The organism is Bacillus sp. AFS055030 (assembly GCF_002574545.1).
GTDB lineage: Bacteria > Bacillota > Bacilli > Bacillales > Bacillaceae_G > Gottfriedia.
In genome coordinates this window covers 90,478-107,435 of sequence record NZ_NUGT01000015.1, presented here as the reverse complement: position 1 = coordinate 107,435, position 16,958 = coordinate 90,478, and the positions used below count along the sequence as shown (strand labels likewise).

Annotated in this window: 22 protein-coding genes; 17 read left to right on the top strand and 5 right to left on the bottom strand. The window is 31.9% G+C overall.

What is annotated here, in order from left to right; genetic code table 11:
- Positions 1-21: 21 nt before the first annotated feature.
- Positions 22-651: a cupin domain-containing protein gene (locus tag CN925_RS05545; RefSeq protein ID WP_098845265.1), complete on the bottom strand. Its 630-nt coding sequence runs from the start codon at positions 649-651 to the stop codon at positions 22-24.
- Between the two features lie 330 nt (positions 652-981).
- Here CN925_RS05545 and CN925_RS05540 point away from each other — a divergent pair, with 330 nt between their 5' ends.
- Positions 982-1,341, top strand: coding sequence for a GNAT family N-acetyltransferase (locus CN925_RS05540; protein ID WP_098845264.1), 360 nt, complete (start codon positions 982-984; stop codon positions 1,339-1,341).
- Between the two features lie 41 nt (positions 1,342-1,382).
- Here CN925_RS05540 and CN925_RS05535 read toward each other — a convergent pair whose 3' ends face one another.
- The gene (locus CN925_RS05535; RefSeq protein WP_180232859.1) at positions 1,383-1,886 is read right to left on the bottom strand and encodes a DUF309 domain-containing protein; all 504 of its coding nucleotides are present in this window, start codon (positions 1,884-1,886) and stop codon (positions 1,383-1,385) included.
- 111 nt (positions 1,887-1,997) lie between these two features.
- On the bottom strand, positions 1,998-2,114 hold the full coding sequence (locus CN925_RS05530; protein WP_098845262.1) for a YjcZ family sporulation protein: 117 nt from the start codon (positions 2,112-2,114) through the stop codon (positions 1,998-2,000).
- 207 nt (positions 2,115-2,321) lie between these two features.
- Here CN925_RS05530 and CN925_RS05525 point away from each other — a divergent pair, with 207 nt between their 5' ends.
- The 13 genes from CN925_RS05525 (at position 2,322) to CN925_RS05465 (ending at position 12,687) form a co-directional block, all read left to right on the top strand.
- A complete protein-coding gene (locus CN925_RS05525; RefSeq protein ID WP_098845261.1) occupies positions 2,322-3,092 on the top strand; it encodes a segregation/condensation protein A in 771 nt (256 codons plus the stop codon).
- The gene (scpB, locus tag CN925_RS05520) at positions 3,092-3,673 is read left to right on the top strand and encodes an SMC-Scp complex subunit ScpB (protein ID WP_098845260.1); all 582 of its coding nucleotides are present in this window, start codon (positions 3,092-3,094) and stop codon (positions 3,671-3,673) included. The genes CN925_RS05525 and scpB overlap by 1 nt, the downstream gene beginning before the upstream one ends.
- A gap of 72 nt (positions 3,674-3,745) precedes the next feature.
- On the top strand, positions 3,746-4,141 hold the full coding sequence (locus tag CN925_RS05515) for a hypothetical protein (protein WP_098845259.1): 396 nt from the start codon (positions 3,746-3,748) through the stop codon (positions 4,139-4,141).
- A gap of 18 nt (positions 4,142-4,159) precedes the next feature.
- Positions 4,160-4,654 (top strand): DUF3907 family protein, encoded by a 495-nt coding sequence (locus CN925_RS05510; protein ID WP_098845258.1) that lies wholly within the window; start codon positions 4,160-4,162, stop codon positions 4,652-4,654.
- Positions 4,655-4,816: 162 nt separating this feature from the next.
- Positions 4,817-5,803 (top strand): aromatic acid exporter family protein, encoded by a 987-nt coding sequence (locus CN925_RS05505; protein ID WP_098845257.1) that lies wholly within the window; start codon positions 4,817-4,819, stop codon positions 5,801-5,803.
- 131 nt (positions 5,804-5,934) lie between these two features.
- Positions 5,935-6,858 (top strand): superoxide dismutase, encoded by a 924-nt coding sequence (locus CN925_RS05500; protein WP_098845256.1) that lies wholly within the window; start codon positions 5,935-5,937, stop codon positions 6,856-6,858.
- Between the two features lie 136 nt (positions 6,859-6,994).
- The gene (locus tag CN925_RS05495) at positions 6,995-8,149 is read left to right on the top strand and encodes a D-alanyl-D-alanine carboxypeptidase family protein (RefSeq protein ID WP_098845255.1); all 1,155 of its coding nucleotides are present in this window, start codon (positions 6,995-6,997) and stop codon (positions 8,147-8,149) included.
- Positions 8,142-8,735, top strand: coding sequence for a nucleoside recognition domain-containing protein (locus tag CN925_RS05490; RefSeq protein ID WP_098845254.1), 594 nt, complete (start codon positions 8,142-8,144; stop codon positions 8,733-8,735). Before CN925_RS05495 ends, CN925_RS05490 begins: the two co-directional genes overlap by 8 nt.
- Positions 8,736-9,266: a spore maturation protein gene (locus CN925_RS05485; RefSeq protein ID WP_098845253.1), complete on the top strand. Its 531-nt coding sequence runs from the start codon at positions 8,736-8,738 to the stop codon at positions 9,264-9,266.
- Between the two features lie 199 nt (positions 9,267-9,465).
- A complete protein-coding gene (locus tag CN925_RS05480) occupies positions 9,466-10,386 on the top strand; it encodes a PLP-dependent cysteine synthase family protein (protein ID WP_098845252.1) in 921 nt (306 codons plus the stop codon).
- Between the two features lie 3 nt (positions 10,387-10,389).
- Positions 10,390-11,544, top strand: coding sequence for a bifunctional cystathionine gamma-lyase/homocysteine desulfhydrase (locus CN925_RS05475; protein ID WP_098845251.1), 1,155 nt, complete (start codon positions 10,390-10,392; stop codon positions 11,542-11,544).
- A complete protein-coding gene (locus CN925_RS05470; RefSeq protein ID WP_098845250.1) occupies positions 11,545-12,186 on the top strand; it encodes a class I SAM-dependent DNA methyltransferase in 642 nt (213 codons plus the stop codon).
- 27 nt (positions 12,187-12,213) lie between these two features.
- A complete protein-coding gene (locus CN925_RS05465; protein ID WP_098845249.1) occupies positions 12,214-12,687 on the top strand; it encodes an S-ribosylhomocysteine lyase in 474 nt (157 codons plus the stop codon).
- A gap of 231 nt (positions 12,688-12,918) precedes the next feature.
- Here CN925_RS05465 and CN925_RS05460 read toward each other — a convergent pair whose 3' ends face one another.
- Positions 12,919-13,191, bottom strand: coding sequence for a hypothetical protein (locus CN925_RS05460; RefSeq protein WP_098845248.1), 273 nt, complete (start codon positions 13,189-13,191; stop codon positions 12,919-12,921).
- Positions 13,192-13,257: 66 nt separating this feature from the next.
- Positions 13,258-13,536 carry a hypothetical protein gene (locus CN925_RS05455; protein ID WP_098845247.1) on the bottom strand — a complete coding sequence of 93 codons (279 nt, stop codon included), beginning with the start codon at positions 13,534-13,536 and terminating at the stop codon, positions 13,258-13,260.
- Between the two features lie 242 nt (positions 13,537-13,778).
- On the opposite strand from CN925_RS05455, the gene rluB reads away from it, so the two are divergent.
- The 3 genes from rluB to resB all read left to right on the top strand — a co-directional run bounded on the left by rluB (position 13,779) and on the right by resB (position 16,954).
- Positions 13,779-14,507: a 23S rRNA pseudouridine(2605) synthase RluB gene (rluB, locus tag CN925_RS05450; protein WP_098845246.1), complete on the top strand. Its 729-nt coding sequence runs from the start codon at positions 13,779-13,781 to the stop codon at positions 14,505-14,507.
- A gap of 274 nt (positions 14,508-14,781) precedes the next feature.
- Positions 14,782-15,309: a thiol-disulfide oxidoreductase ResA gene (gene resA / locus CN925_RS05445; protein WP_098845245.1), complete on the top strand. Its 528-nt coding sequence runs from the start codon at positions 14,782-14,784 to the stop codon at positions 15,307-15,309.
- 28 nt (positions 15,310-15,337) lie between these two features.
- Complete coding sequence (gene resB / locus CN925_RS05440) at positions 15,338-16,954, top strand: cytochrome c biogenesis protein ResB (RefSeq protein ID WP_098845244.1); 1,617 nt, start codon at positions 15,338-15,340, stop codon at positions 16,952-16,954.
- Positions 16,955-16,958: the final 4 nt, after the last annotated feature.

Genomic DNA, 16,958 nt, shown 5'->3' with positions numbered 1-16,958 from the left:
TATCTTTCTCCACATTTACAATTAAAATCGCTGTTGATAATAATGCTGGTTGTAATAGGCATTTTGATAATAATTTCGGTTCTGATGATGTGCAAATTCATGCTGGTTTTGAACTTCTCGATTACAGTTTTTTGGTGGTCCTATAAATATAGAAGGTTGTAATTCTGTTATTGCATTTTTCCATTTGGTTTCATCAAGACAGTAAGTATGGGAGACGATATTTGCAGGTGTGAATTTCATTAAATCAGAGAATAAAATCACATCAGGGGAAGGAGCATTAAATATTGCTAATAAATGAGTGTTGTCAGCAGTTGCAATTTCATAATGCCACCATCCTTGTGGTACGTTTGCAACTTGACCAGGCGTAATTGGGAAATTTAATAGTTGCTTTGTATAAGGGTTTAAAATCGATACTACTGCACCACCAGAAATACAATAAACTAATTCGGATGAATTTTGATGATAATGTGGCTCTATAACATTATTTACACTTAAATAAATATCCAATAAAGACAAATTATCTAAAGTATTTAAATCATTCACACTTAATTGATTAATAAAATTTTGATTATCTTTCACGAATGCATGATTTTTATTGATATCATAAGTATATTGAATGCTTGGCGATGTATAATCTAAATCCAACCTCATAATGATCACCCTTTTATATTACTAATTAAAATTTACTGTATTCAAAATTAACTAAATTGGTGACAAAAGCCTAAAAGGTTGAATAGGCAGGAAGAATAAATGACTAGTACCTTAAATTACTTCAAAAAACCTTCTATTCTATCTATCCTGTTTTTGCTTCTCTCTGATTTTTGTGACTTGACAGAAAAATGTGAGAATTATATATTTGAAATATTGATATAGTTGGAACGAATTTTTATATTTATCGTACTATAGAGGGAAAATCAATCATATATTATGTATTGGTTTAAGAGCTAATTAAGGTTTTAATAATTTTTAAGAGGGGTTAACATGTTAATTAGGTATAAGAAAACATATGAGAAAATTGCAATGGGCCTGCTTTCGTTTATGCCGAATGAAAAGAATGTGAAGAGCTTAGTAAATACGATTAAAGATTATGAAACGAAAGATGATCATCATTTATTCCTTTGGAAATTAGACGATATTGTTGGGATTATTGGAATACAACTACTATCAGATAAGGTAATTATGATCAAACATTTAAGTGTAAACCCTTCATTCCGAAATCAAGGTATTGCAACTTCACTTTACGATGCTATTAGATCTCAATATACAGACTATACAATCGTAACAACGCAAGAAGTAGCTTCATTTATTGAACATTGTCATGTTAGTTTGAAAGTGTTATAGAAAAAGGTGCTCAATTTTTTTTTGAGCACCTTTTTTTCATTCTAAATTCGTTTTCGTAATTCTAATTGCTTTAATCTTTCCGAAATAACATCTGTTCGATCTCGTGTAGAATGTTTGTTAATTAAATTTTCCGTAAAAGACGAGTAATATTTTTTTTGATTTTGATATCTTTTAATCAATTCTTGGTCAATTATTGGGAGATCGAAAGGGAAAAATTCTGTTTCGTTTTGAAGGTTTTGCTGTAAATCTGATATGATTTGTTGAAATCGAAATGGATCAATTCCAGCCATTTCTACTAATTTAGCATCATTTGAAAAAGTAGTAACGTGTCGAAATAATTTTCTAGCACCTGTAAAGTTTCTTCTTCTATAATGATATAACACGACAGATAATCTTATTAATCCTAACCAAACCTTTTTATATTGATGATTTAATTCAAGTTTCCATTGTTCCTCAAGAACTTCATGACATTCAAAAAAATCTTGATCAAAATGGAAATGACATAAATATTTTATGTATCGTGAGTTTTTATTGTAATGGACCAAGTTATTCACCTCTTTATGACTAAAATTTTATCAGAAATAGAATTATTTAAAAAGAAGAAAGCCTAGAGCTACTGTCTAGACTTTCACGTTTTGTTTATTCACGGGGTTAAATTAACAGATGAAAGCACATCCAACGATGATTAATAAAATAAATAATACTACGATTAAAGCAAAGCCTCTGCCGTGGCCGAAACCGCCGAACTCTGGAGAAACAGCACCTTTACTCATGAAATAACCTCCTTACCAAAAATAATTCTTCTTGCACTGATATCTTATGAAAAATTTAAGAAAATGGTATAGGCGTAACACTAAAAATTTAAGAGCAAAGTAACTTCATCGATGAAAAAACCTTTTCTGTTATATAGTTTTATGAAATAATACTTTATACTGTTAAAAGAGTATATTTTTATTTTAAAGTAAGTTGGTGAGTAGTTTGTGAGGCAATATGAAGTTAAAATTGATGCATTTGAAGGGCCATTAGATTTATTACTTCATTTAATTCAACGATTTGAAATTGATATTTATGATATACCTGTATCTGAAATAACAGATCAATATGTTTCATATATTCATACAATGAAAGAATTAGAATTGGATATTGCAAGTGAATATTTAGTGATGGCAGCTGAATTACTTGCTATGAAAAGTAAAAGCATTTTACCTAATCATGAAGAACAAGCAGATTGGGATGCAATACTTGAAGAAGACCCTAGAGAAGAATTAATGAATCGATTAATTATATATAAGCAATTTAAAGAAGCAGCGGTATTATTTCAGGAAAAAGAATCAGAACGTGCGATGATATTTACCCGAAATCCAGTTGATTTGTCTGAGTATGGACCTAGACCAGAAGATATTGTCATGCCGACTGATGTTACGATTTACGATATGTTTGGTGCACTTCAAAAGCTATTTAAACGTAAAAAGCTGCAAGAACCACGTCAAACTAAAATTGTTAGAGAAGAAATTTCAATCGAAAAAAGAATGGATGAGATTATTACCTACTTAAAGGGAATAAAAAAGAGAACTAATTTCATCAGTTTATTTCCATATAATGATAAAGAAAGTATAGTTGTTACTTTTTTAGCGATTTTGGAGTTAATGAAAACAAAAGAAATAGTAGTAGAACAGGAACAAAACTTTTCAGAAATTTTTCTTACATCACGGGAGGTTTTTGAAGATAAGCAAGCTGAGGTGTACTTGTAATGGAACAGGAAAAAAATTTAGTAGGAGTTCTAGAAGGACTTTTATTTGTAGCTGGCGATGAAGGAATATCAATCGTCGAGTTATCTGATACTTTAGAATTGAGTCAAGCTGATGTTCTTGAATTAATTGAGAGTTTAAAAAAAGAGTATGAAAATCCTAACAGAGGATTACAAATTAGGATTTTAGCTAACAAATATAAACTTACTTCAAAGAGGGAACATGGTGAGTTTTTCAGAAAATTAGTTGAAAGCCCATCGAACTCTTCGTTGTCACAAGCAGCATTAGAAACGTTAGCAATTGTTGCATATCAACAACCAATAACAAGAACAGAAATTGAAGATATTCGTGGAGTTAAAACTGAAAAACCAATTCAAACACTTGTCTCGAAATATTTAATTAAAGAAGTTGGACGTGCTGAAGGGACTGGACGTGCAATTTTATATGGTACTACTTCTGAGTTTTTAGATTATTTTGGTCTAAAAAACATTAAAGAATTACCTCCGTTACCACAAGATTTAAAAATGGAAGATGTTGAAGAAGAAGCAGATTTGTTTTTTAGTAAATTTGAAAAACAAGATTAGTTAAAAAATTCTGCAAATCTATTGTCATCCTATGGTAAACTAATACTATGGAAATCTTGGAGGGTGAAAGAATTGTTAATTTATAATTGTCATGGGTATGAATTAGTAAAAGCTCAACCAAATACATCGGAAGATTTTTTTAATCGTTCTGAAGTTGAATATGAATATAATGGTCAAATAATCGTAACTTCTGTCTTATATGTTCGCTTTTTTGAAGAACAACTTTCAGAAGTAAGTGAATTAAAAACAACTAGATTATTTGAAGATGGCGATCAATCAGTCGATTTCCGTGATATAGTTGCACTTGCGCTAATTATTAAAAATCCTGATTATCGTGGAAGAAAGCGAATATATATTAATGAATTAGATCAATTTGTAAAAGAGCTTCAAGGTGTAGATTTTGATAAATTGGTAGAATATGCGAGAAGTATTAAACAAAATTCAAATAAAATAGAAATATCGATCTAATTTAACGGAGGGAAACAAATGTCGAATAAGATGGTAGAGCATCAATTAAAAATAGTTGGTAATCAATTAGGGATTGTTGGTCTAGAGTGTAATTTGTTTTTAAATAAGAATTCTTTACCGTCATTTCAACATGAAAACCAAGCAGTGGATACTAACTACTTAGAAAAAATACTTTCTTCATTACGTAGAATAACAGTATATTGTGAGGATGCTAAAGAAGTTTGTGAGAAAATTTTAAGTGGACAATTCCATAAAGCTACAGCTGAAGAAACTTTACATAAAATTTATCACAGATGTATTGCAGAATTCTTCTCTCCAAAAAACGATGCATGGTATGAAAATAGTCGTGCAGCATACACTGGGAACCAAGCAATTACATTTTATAAAACTGTACCAAGTACTGTCGGAGACTTATTTTCGACATTAGAAAAAGTTTTTCAACAAATGCGAGAAGAACTTGAGTATTATGAAACAGATTATTCAACAAAACTTATGCAACAGTACAAACAATAATTAGAAAATAGTTATATGTAAATAATATTAAGTGAAAAAGACTAGAAAATTTCTAGTCTTTTTATTTTGTATAAAAATCGAAAAATGGATATATCTAGCAATTTTTATCTAAAATACGTTACAATACTATAGAAATTTCTTTGCAAGAGAAGAGGAATAAAAATGAAACAAATGTATTCAATTGGACAAAGGACAATTAAGACCGCGATCGGAAGTGGTATATCCTTATTAGTTGCAGAAGCGCTACATTTACAAAATTATAGTACTGCTGCTGTCGTTACATTATTAAGTATTCAAAATACAAAACGCAGATCATTTCTAGTTGCCATTCAAAGATTTATTGCATCCGTTATTGCAATGTTAATTGGATGGATGATGTTTGAATTTTTAAGCTATACGCCATTAACAGTTGTCATTTATTTTCTTTTAACGATCCCCTTATTAGTCACATTAAAATTACAAGAGGGCATCATTCCAAGCTCAGTGATTGTATTGCAAATTTATGTGAGTAATAATAAATCAATATCTTTCTTAGTTAATCAAGTTGAAATTTTAGCAGTTGGGATCTTAATTGCTTTAATTATGAATACATATATGCCAAGTATTGAGAAGAAGATGATTGAATCTCAAAAGAAAATCGAACAAAATTTTAAAATGTTACTACTAGGTATTGCGTTAAAAATGAAGGGGAAGGATGAAGATTCACAAAGTGAGTTAATTAATGAAACAAAAATCCTTTTACATACGGCAAAAACATTAGCTTACAGGCAAGTTGAAAATAGTTTTATAAAATCAAACTTATATTATATTAATTATTTTGAAATGAGAGAACGTCAATTTGAAATCATATCGAATCAAATCATTCCTTTATTAAAAAAGGTTGAGTTGAATTATCCGCATTCAAAAATTATCGCAGAGTTTTTTGAGGACACAGGTGTTTACTTAAAAGAAAAATCTACGGGGATTGAATTACTAGGAGAATTTAGTCATATGATGAATGATTTTAGAAAGATGCCATTACCTGAATCTAGAGATGAATTTGAGACTAGAGCTAGTTTAATGATGATTGTTTATGAACTAGAAAAAGTGATTTCATTAAAATTGGAGTTTTACTCAGAGAATCAAACTGTTTTAGAGAAGCTAAACTAACCATGTAATGGAAGAAAAAGTAGTTAATCCGTTAATCGAAGCCAAACGTGTCAATACAGGTAATAGCTATAAATTTAATATCATACAATGGAAAGTAGAAGAGAAATTTATTTCTCTGATGGAGGTGTATGATGTTAAATCAATCTGAACTCGTCACTTACTTTCAGGAGGTAGAAATCTGGTGTGCGAATGTATTACAGTTGCTGTCTGAAAGATTTGACCATATTCAAGAAAAAGAGCTATTAGAATATAAAGTAAAACTCTTACTTAACAGAATGGGGACAAAAGGTCATTATGTAGATCAAAATTCCTTTTTGGATGAAATTAGTACGGATGTAGACGATATACAAGAACGACTAATTTCGATTTTAAATGAAGAGGAATATGATGATAGCTATGCGTATCGGGCAATAGAAGTCGAAGAGAGGATAGAGGTTGGAAAGCATGAGCTTCCACCTTTACCATATCCATATAACGCACTCGAGCCGTATATTTCTAAAGAAATCATGATGTTGCACCATGATAAGCATCATAAAAGCTATGTAGATGGTTTAAATAAAGCCGAGATAGAATTAGAAAAAGCAAGGAAAAATAAGGATTATGATTTATTAAAGCATTGGGAACGAGAGCTTGCATTTCATGGGTCGGGTCATTATTTGCATACTATATTTTGGAATAATTTAAGTAAATCAGGTGGAGGGCAACCTTATGGAGCTCTTTTAAAACAAATTGAAGATGACTTTGGAAGTTATGAAGACTTTAAAGAGCATTTTACTCAAGCTGCTAAAAAAGTAGAAGGTGTCGGGTGGGCGATTTTAGTTTGGGTGCCAAGAGCGAATCGCTTGGAGATTCTTCAAACTGAAAAACATCAATTTTTTACACAATGGGATACAATTCCATTGCTAGTTTTGGACGTTTGGGAGCACGCTTATTATTTACAGTATAAATATAATAAAGACGCATACATTTCAAATTTTTGGAATATCGTTAATTGGCCTGATGTTAATTATCGATATAATTATGCTAGTCAATTAAAATGGCAACCCTTTTATTAATTGGCTAAAAATAGTAGGTGCTGGAATTGCTCAGGTTTTCATATCTGAACAAGTTCAGCACTTTTTTATTAAAAAAAGTCATTTTTTTATAATGTAATTCGTAAACTTGTACTAATTAGGACTAACTGTGGAGTTGATGCGAAAGATGAAAAAATGGCTAGTAGTTGGAATCATTGGCTTATTTTTAATCGGAATTCTTATTCCGACGAATAATGTTGAAGCATTTGGAGGAGTTAGTGCTAGAAATGCAGTTTTGATGGATCAAAAAACTGGACGAATTTTGTATGGTAAAGCAATGCATGACTCTGAAAGAATCGCCAGTATTACAAAAATAATGACTGCGATACTTGCTGTAGAATCCGGTAAAATGCAAAATACGATAACAATTAGTTCAAGAGCAGTCCAAACAGAAGGATCATCTATCTATTTAAAACCTGGTCAAAAAATTAAGCTAGAAGATCTTGTTTATGGCTTAATGCTTAGGTCTGGGAATGATGCGGCTAATGCAATTGCTGAGGCTGTTGGAGGTAGCATTGAAGGATTTGTTTATATGATGAACGAAAAAGCAAAAGAAATCGGAATGAGTAATACATATTTTAGCAATCCATCAGGACTTGATCAGCAAGGAAAAGAACATTACTCATCTGCTTATGATATGGCGTTATTAACAAGATACGCTATGCAAAATCCTAAATATGCAAAAATTGCTGGAACGAAAGTACACCGTGCCCCAAATACAGCAGAATCTTGGGATTATGTCTGGAAAAATAAAAACAAATTGCTTACTTATATGTACAAGTATAGTACTGGAGGTAAAACTGGGTTCACTAAAAAAGCAAAAAGAACACTTGTCTCAACTGCTTCAAAAAATGGAATGGATTTAATTGTTGTCACACTAAATGACGGGAAAGATTGGCAAGATCATATGTCATTATTCGAATACGGATTCAAAAACTATCCTTTAACAAAAGTATTAAGTAAAGGTGGAATTAAGGAAGTCACAAATAAAAAATATAAAGGACATGTTTATATGAAGAATGACTTCTCTTACCCGTTAGATAAAAATGAGCGTGATCAAGTTAGAATCACAATTGAAATGCAAAAGCCGACCGAGAAAAAAATTGCTAATGATGCCATTGTTGGTAAAGCGATTATCGAACTAGAGGGTGAACAAATTGGATTTAGAAATATTTTTTATAGTGAAAGTAAGGTAAAAGTATTTGCGAAAGAAATTATCCAAAATGGAAAACAAGTTCTATTAAACTTAATGGGAGAGCATTCCGATGGTTAATATCATTTGGGTTGCTCTTACAATAATTGGTTTTATTTTTGCGATGATTAATGGAACGATGGATGAAGTAAATAAAGCAGTTTTTGACGGAGGAAAGCAAGCGATTACCATTATTATTGGACTAGTTAGTGTACTTGTTTTTTGGTTAGGTTTAATGAAAATAGCAGAAGAATCAGGATTATTAAAAATACTTTCGAAATTGTTTCAACCATTTCTTTCATTTTTGTTTCCGAAAATTCCTAAAGACCATCCAGCACTTGGTTATATTATGTCAAATATGGTAGCCAATTTATTCGGTTTAGGAAATGCTGCTACTCCATTAGGGATCAAGGCGATGGAACAATTAAAAATATTAAATAGAAATAGTAATGAAGCAAGTGATGACATGATTACATTTTTAACTTTAAATACAAGTGCAATCACTTTAATTCCGACAACAGTCATAGGAGTTAGAATGTCTTATCATTCTTCAAATCCGACTGAAATAGTAGGTGTTACAATACTTGCACAAGTAGTTTCGTTTATTGGGGGACTCGCTGTAAATAGTTTTTTTGCAAGTAGGAGAAATCGAAAGGGGAGAAAATAAATGGGATATATGAATACAATCTCACTTTATATCATTCCATTTATTATCGCTGTCATTTTAATCCATGGAACTTGGAAAAAGGTGCCGACGTATGAATCTTTTGTAGTAGGTGGAAAAGAAGGTGTAACAATTGCAGTGCAATTAATTCCATTTTTAGTAGGTATGCTAGTATCCATCTCGATCTTTAGAGCATCTGGTGCCTTAGAGTTTTGTGTAGAGCTTATACGGCCGTTCTTAAGTTCACTAGGTATTCCTCCAGAAGTTTTTCCGCTAGCGATTATTCGACCTATATCTGGTTCAGCAGCTTTAGGTATTACTTCGGATTTAATTAAAACATATGGACCAGATTCATTTATCGGAAGATTGGCTTCAACGATGCAAGGTAGTACCGATACAACGTTATATGTTTTAACGGTGTATTTTGGAGCGGTAGGTATACGTAAAATGGGAGATGCATTAAAAGTAGGATTAATCGCAGATGCAATCAGTATTATTTTTTCGATCATCTTTGTGACGATGTTCTTTGCTTAACGAAAACCCATTCGATTAGAATTCATAAAAAAGTACTTTTATTTTAGGATAAAAGTACTTTTTTATTGCGCATTTAGGATTAATATCTTATAATACCAATAAGAATAGTTGGTATTAAGACAACATTCAATTTTACCCATGTTGCATATAATGGATTGGAAGAAACTAACCTTTTTGTGACATAAAGGAGCTTGAAAATATGAAAGTTGTAAAATCAGTACACGAGCTGATCGGATCAACACCTTTGCTTGAAATTACAACATTCCCTTTACCAAAAGGAACAAGACTATTTGCAAAGTTAGAATTCTGTAACCCAGGTGGAAGTGTTAAAGATCGACTTGGAATGGAATTAATAGAAAGTGCACTTAATGAAGGTAAATTAGAAAAAGGTGGTACGGTAATTGAACCAACCGCCGGAAATACAGGAATTGGTTTAGCACTAGCAGCGATAAAATATGGCGTAAATGTCCTATTTGTTGTTCCTGAAAAATTCAGTATTGAAAAACAAATGTTGATGAAAGCACTTGGAGCAAAGGTTGTGAACACGCCTACAGAAGATGGAATGACAGGTGCAATTAAAAAAGCAAATGAACTCTCAAACGAAATACCGAATTCATTTGTACCATCTCAATTTAGTAATGAGGCGAATCCAAGAACTTATTACAAAACATTAGGACCAGAGTTAGTTGACCAACTCGATGGAAAAATAGATGTATTTGTTGCTGGAGCTGGTAGTGGAGGAACATTTACTGGAACAGCTCAGTATTTAAAAGATAAATTACAAAATGTAAAAACAGTTATTGTTGAACCAGAAGGATCAATATTAAATGGCGGTAAGCCAGGTTCACATGATACAGAAGGAATTGGAATGGAATTCATTCCTGCCTTTGTCGATACAAACTTATTTGATGATATTCATACAGTACTTGATTCAGACGCATTTCGTTTAGTAAAAGAATTAGCAACGAAAGAAGGACTTTTAGTGGGAAGTTCCTCAGGAGCTGCGTTATATGCAAGTTTATTAGAAGCAAAAAAAGCAAAACCAGGGAGTACAATCGTAACGATTTTCCCAGATAGTAGTGAAAGATACTTAAGTAAAAACATATATAGTGAGGGATAAAATATGAAGAAAAAGACGGCGTTAATACACGGGGGAATTAGTAGAGATGAAACAACTGGTGCGGTTAGTGTTCCGATTTATCAAACTAGTACGTATAAACAAGATGCTGTTGGCAAACATAGAGGCTTTGAATATTCCAGAACAGGCAATCCGACACGACATGCTCTTGAAGAGTTAATGAAAGATATAGAGCACGGTGTTGCAGGGTTTGCATTTGCATCTGGAATGGCAGCTATTCATACTGTGTTTAGTTTATTCAAGACTGGTGACCATATCGTAGTTGGCGATGATGTTTACGGTGGTACTTACCGATTACTTACAAGAGTGTTATCAAATCTAGGCATAACAGCTACATTTGTTGATACAAGTAATATTACTTTAGTTGAAAATGTTATTTCACCTAATACAAAAGCTATTTTTATTGAGTCACCTAGTAACCCATTATTAAAAATTACCGATATTAAAGCAATTGCAAAACTTGCAAATGAATATGACTTATTAACGATTGTTGATAATACATTTGCTACTCCATACTGGCAACAACCACTTACATTAGGTGCTGATATTGTTGTTCATAGTGGAACTAAGTACCTTGGAGGACATAGTGACGTAGTAGCTGGGATTGTTGTAACAAATAAAGAAGAGCTAGCTGAAGATTTAGCGTTCTATCAAAACTCGATCGGTGGAGTTTTAGGACCAAACGATAGCTGGTTATTACAACGTGGAATTAAAACACTTGGAATAAGAATGGAAGAACATGAAAGAAATACACATGAAATTGTGACATTCTTATCGAATCATCCAAATGTTAATAAAGTATTTTATCCTGGATTATCGACGCATCCAAATCATGAATTAGCAAAACAACAAAGTAGTGGATTTGGTGGCATGCTTTCATTTGAATTAAAAGAAGGTTTAGATCCAGAAGAATTTGTAAGTAAATTAAAGTGGTTTACATTAGCTGAAAGTTTAGGAGCAGTTGAAAGTCTTGTAGGGATCCCTTCAAAAATGACGCATGCTTCAATACCAAGGGAAAAACGAATTGCATCTGGAATTTCTGATGAATTAATTCGATTATCTGTCGGTCTAGAAGATTTAGAAGATTTAATCGAAGACCTAGAACAAGCATTAATATTTCAAACATCAAAGGTGAGATAAATGGGTAGAGAGTTTTTAGATGTTTTTACTGGTTGGGCAGAAAGTTACGATTCCTTTGTTCAAGGACATGACCCAGAATATAAAGAAGCATTTCGACGTTATGATGAAATACTCAAAGAAATTGTTAATAGAAGTGGAAACAGCGTTCTTGAATTTGGAATTGGTACAGGAAATTTAACAAAGTTACTTCTTGATAAAGGAAAAACTGTATTTCCAATCGAGCCATCTCCTGAAATGAGAATTATTGCTCATAAGAAATTAGGGGAGAATATTACGATTCACGACGGAGACTTAATTGATTTTCCAAAACCACAAGCAAAGATCGATACAATTGTAAGTTCATACGTTTTTCATCATTTAACTGATCAAGAAAAATATGAAGCTATTAAAATATATAGCTCACTATTGGACACAAATGGAAAAATCGTATTTGCTGATACAATGTTTTTAACAGAAAAAGAATATAAGAATGAAATTACGAAGGCTGAAAATGCAAATTATATCAATCTAAGAGATGATTTAATTAGAGAATATTATCCATTAATTCCAGTTGTTCGTTCACATTTTGAAAAAAATGGATTTGAAGTGAAGTTCGAACAATATAATGATTTTGTATGGATCGTTGAAGCCACTAAAAAATAGAGAGAAGTAAATTAGGAGGAAATAAATATGCCGTCAGTTGAAAGTTTTGAATTAGATCACACAAAAGTTGTTGCTCCTTACGTTAGACATTGTGGTACACATGCAGTTGGTACAGACGGAGTAGTTACAAAATATGATATTCGTTTTTGCCAACCAAATAAGCAAGCTCTAAAACCAGATACAATTCACACGTTAGAACACTTATTAGCTTTGAACGTTCGTGAAGCAGTACCAGCTGGTGACCCATTTAAAATTATTGATTTATCACCTATGGGATGCCAAACAGGATTTTATTTAATAATTGCTGGTACTCCAACAATTTCAGAAGTAATCACATTATTACGTAAAACTGCCGAACTTGGACTACAAGTTGAAGAAGTACCTGCTGCAAATGAACTTCAATGCGGCCAAGCAAAACTTCATGATCTTGAAGGCGCAAAAAAATGGTTGAAATATTGGAGCGAGCAAACAGACGAAACATTGGAAAGCGTATTTGCATGATATTGAAAAACGTCATCTCATTGGATGACGTTTTTTTGTTGGAATAAGAAAAAATTGAAACGACACATTTCAATTAGAAAGATCGGATCTTGACCTAAGTAAAGCAGGCAGACAGTATAGGCTCTTGAATGTGTTCCTAAAATCATTTTTCAAATGAATAAAAAAACGTCATCCAAATTTTGATGGCGTTTTTGGATAAGCTAAATGAATGTTTAGTAGTTAAATAAAACCTTAATTGATCACAAGAAGTAATTTTTCTTTTGGTACAGTGAATTTAATTTCTCCGATATTTTCTTCAATATCTTCAATTGTTGGAAGATCATCAAAGCTTTGAATTGAAATGGCATCATCTAGGCACAATAAAATATAAGGGAAATTAGTTTCTGTAGAGTCATAGATTAATTTGTATGCTTTTGAAGGTTTATCAGAAGTGAAAAATACATCGCCTAATTTAAACGAACCAACTGAATTATATTTTACTGCTGGATTAAAAGAATAATTCATATAGTAAGCTCCTTTTTCATTTTATGATTAAATTATTGACAGGTTTGAAATAGATTAAACAGCAAACTAGTAATTTGCTTGAATTGTAATTGATAGTTTGTTTTTTTGAGTTACCATTGTGACTTCACCAACCCAATCTTCAATATCGCCTAACGTTGGCATAATGTCATAATTTTGGACTAGTCTTGCATCAGTTAATGAGACAAGGACATATGGAAAATCGTCCTCATTTTCTTCATAGACAAGCATATAGATTGTTTCATTCTTTTTAGTAATAAGGACACTACCTGGTGTAATAATTTTCGAACGGTCAAATGCTGAGGAGTGTTTTAATGTTAAATTCATTTTATTACCTCATTTCTGCAAATCTAGTAAAATATATGATAGATTTCCAAAAAATATGATATTTCAAATAGGAATAGCAATGAGGGATTTATGGGAATAATTTCGTAATAGGCATGACTTGAAAAATGGAATTAACGATTAGAAGCGGTGTTTAACTCACTTTATTCACAAAAAACCTTGTAGCTGCCACTTGTTTTCAATTGTATTAATCTGTATGATGGTTGAAGAGGTGAAATGATCGAATGGAAAGATTACAGAAGGTTATTGCTAGAGCGGGAATTGCTTCTCGTCGTAAAGCAGAAGAATTAATTAAAGAAGGTAAAGTGAAAGTAAACGGTCAAGTAGTTACTGAGTTAGGTGTAAAAGTAAGTGGTAATGATCGTGTTGAAGTTGAAGAGATTCCGATTGATAAAGAAGAACCAGTTTACTTCCTTTTATATAAACCATCAGGTGTAATATCAAGTGTTTCAGATGATAAAGGTAGAAAAGTTGTAACAGACTTTTTTCCAATGATTAAACAAAGGATTTATCCGATTGGTCGATTGGATTTTGATACTTCAGGTATCATCCTATTAACGAATGATGGAGAATTTTCAAATCTACTACAACATCCAAAATATGAAATAGACAAAGAATATATTGCAAAAGTAAAAGGTATTCCAACTAAAGAGCAGTTACGTAAATTAGAAAGAGGAATTGTGCTTGAGGATGGGAAAACGGCTCCAGCTCAAGTTAAAATGATTTCACTTGATAAAAGCAAGAATACTGCAATTGTAAGACTGATCATTCATGAAGGAAGAAACCGTCAAGTCAAGAGAATGCTTGAGGCGATTGGTACTCCGGTTATGAAGTTAAAACGCGAACGATATGCGTTTTTAGATTTGAGTGGATTAACTCCTGGTGATGCAAGAGAACTATCACCTCATGAAGTGAAAAAACTAAGAGCAATGGCTTCAGCAAAGCCTCGCTAATGATCAGTCAGACTGTCAAACACTGCTTTCTTACTTAGTTACCTACCTTAGCAGTATTTAAGTATAATCTGGTTAACATTTTAGAAAATGGTTTTATACAGTCTGATATCTTCATTTTTCACTAAAACTCGGTAAATACCGAGTTTTTTCTTTGCTTTAAACATTTAATAGTTCGGAGTAAAAGATTGAAAATTTAGTCTTTTTTGAAACATATCAAATTTCTATTCAAGAATAGGAAATAATGATATTCTATCATATGGGAGGAACTGTATATATGAAGAAAAATAGAACGTTAATTCGAACAATGATCCTATTAGTTTTGGTTTGTGCAATTGGTTATACTTTTTACATAAATTTCTTTAAGAAAGATGAAGTTATTACTAAAGGAAGTAAGGCACCAAACTTTGCTATGACGGAGCTGAATACTGGTAAAAAATATACCCTTTCAAGTGAAAAGGGAAAAGGTGTAATTGTTAATTTTTGGGGTACTTGGTGTGAACCATGTAAGCGAGAAATGCCATTTATGAATGAAATCTATTCGAAATATAAAGGAGAAGGTATCGAATTACTTGCAATGAACGCAGATGAATCGAAATTTTCAGTCGAAAGATTTGTAAGCGATTATAAACTTAATTTTCCAGTTGGAATAGATAAAGATCAAGAGGTTTTAAATACATATGGTGTTAACCCTTTACCAACTACGTTTTTTGTAAGTCCAGACGGGACTATAAAGAGAATTGTAACTGGTCAAATGACACCAACTTCTTTTGAAAATTATATTAAAGAAATATTACCAAAATGATGAGTGTACATTAGTAAGGGGAAATAAAATGGAGACTTTTAAATGTGAATGTGGTCATCTTAATCATGTAGGTACTGTTATATGTGAGTCATGTGGAAAACCTCAAGATGAAAATGGTACTGAATTACTTGATATGCGCTATGAAGGGACTGCTAGAAGATCAATTGTTAATAATCAAACTTTTATAGATAAAATATGGACGTTTTTTTCATCAGTAAAAGTAGCGGTTGTGATCATTTTAATTACGCTAGTAGCAGCAGCATTAGGTACTATATTTCCGCAAAGAGATCTACTACCACCTACTGCGAATCCAGCAACGTATTATCAAGATGAATATGGAATCTTCGGTAAAATATACGATGCAATCGGTTTGGATAATACATTTAACTCGTGGTGGTTCATGTTACTTGTTGCATCGATTGGGATCTCACTAGTAATTTGTAGTTTAGATCGAATATTACCACTCTACAAAGCTCTAAACAAACAAACTGTTACAAGACATCCAAACTTTTTAAAAAGACAAAAGATGTTCGGAATTAGTAGAGTTGATCATATTCCAAACGAAATAGAAAAAGCTAAAGTTAATTTACAAAAAAGAGGTTATAAAATTCGTGAAGAAAACGGCAATATCTTAGCTGAAAAAGGTCGTTTCTCTCGTTGGGGTCCATATGTAAACCATATTGGGTTAATTATCTTCCTTATTGGAGTAATGATGAGATATGTACCAGGTATGTATATGGATAAGGCCCTTTGGGTTCAAGAAGGTGAATTAAAACCTATCGTTGGTACAAACCAAAACTACTATCTTAAATTAAATGATTTCCATATGGAAACCTATGATAAAGATAAAGAAGGTAAAGTTTATAAAAAAGCGATTGAGCGCTTTGGAAATGATAAAATCCCAAAAAACTATCAAGCTGATGTTACGTTATTTAAACGTGAAGGGAATTTAATACCAGGGGAAGATCCAAAACTTAAAAAAGTAAAAGATTATAGTATTAAAGTCAATGAACCGCTAAAATTCCAACATTTCGCTTTATATCAAGTAGATTATCGGATTGGTGAATTTAGTGCATTTTTATTTACATTACAAAATAAACAAACAGGTGAAAAATTAGGACCAATAACAGTAGATTTACAAAATCCTAAAGAAGTATATGACTTGAAAAATGGATATAAAGTAGAACTAAAAAATTATTTTCCAGATTTCTATTTTAACTCTGATGGTCAACCTGATACAAAAACAAGAAAACCAAATAATCCAGCGTTTGTATTTAAAATGACAACTCCAAAAACACCAAAAGGTGAAGTAGCATTTGTTGCGATTAAACAAAATATTGAACCAAATGGCGAAAACAAATATAAAATGTCATTTGCAGGTATTGAAACGAAAGATTCAACCGGTTTAACAGTACGTAAAGATTTAACTCTTTGGTTACTTGGAATTGGAGGAGCAATCTTTATGATCGGTGTAATTCAAGGTATGTATTGGTATCACCGACGAGTTTGGATCCAAAATCAAGATGGGGAAGTTTGGGTTGCGGCATTTACAAATAAAAACTATTATGGTTTAAAGATGGAATTAAAGAAAGTGTTTAAAGACACAAAAATAGAATTGCCTATTGATCAACAAGCAAAAGAATAGTGTT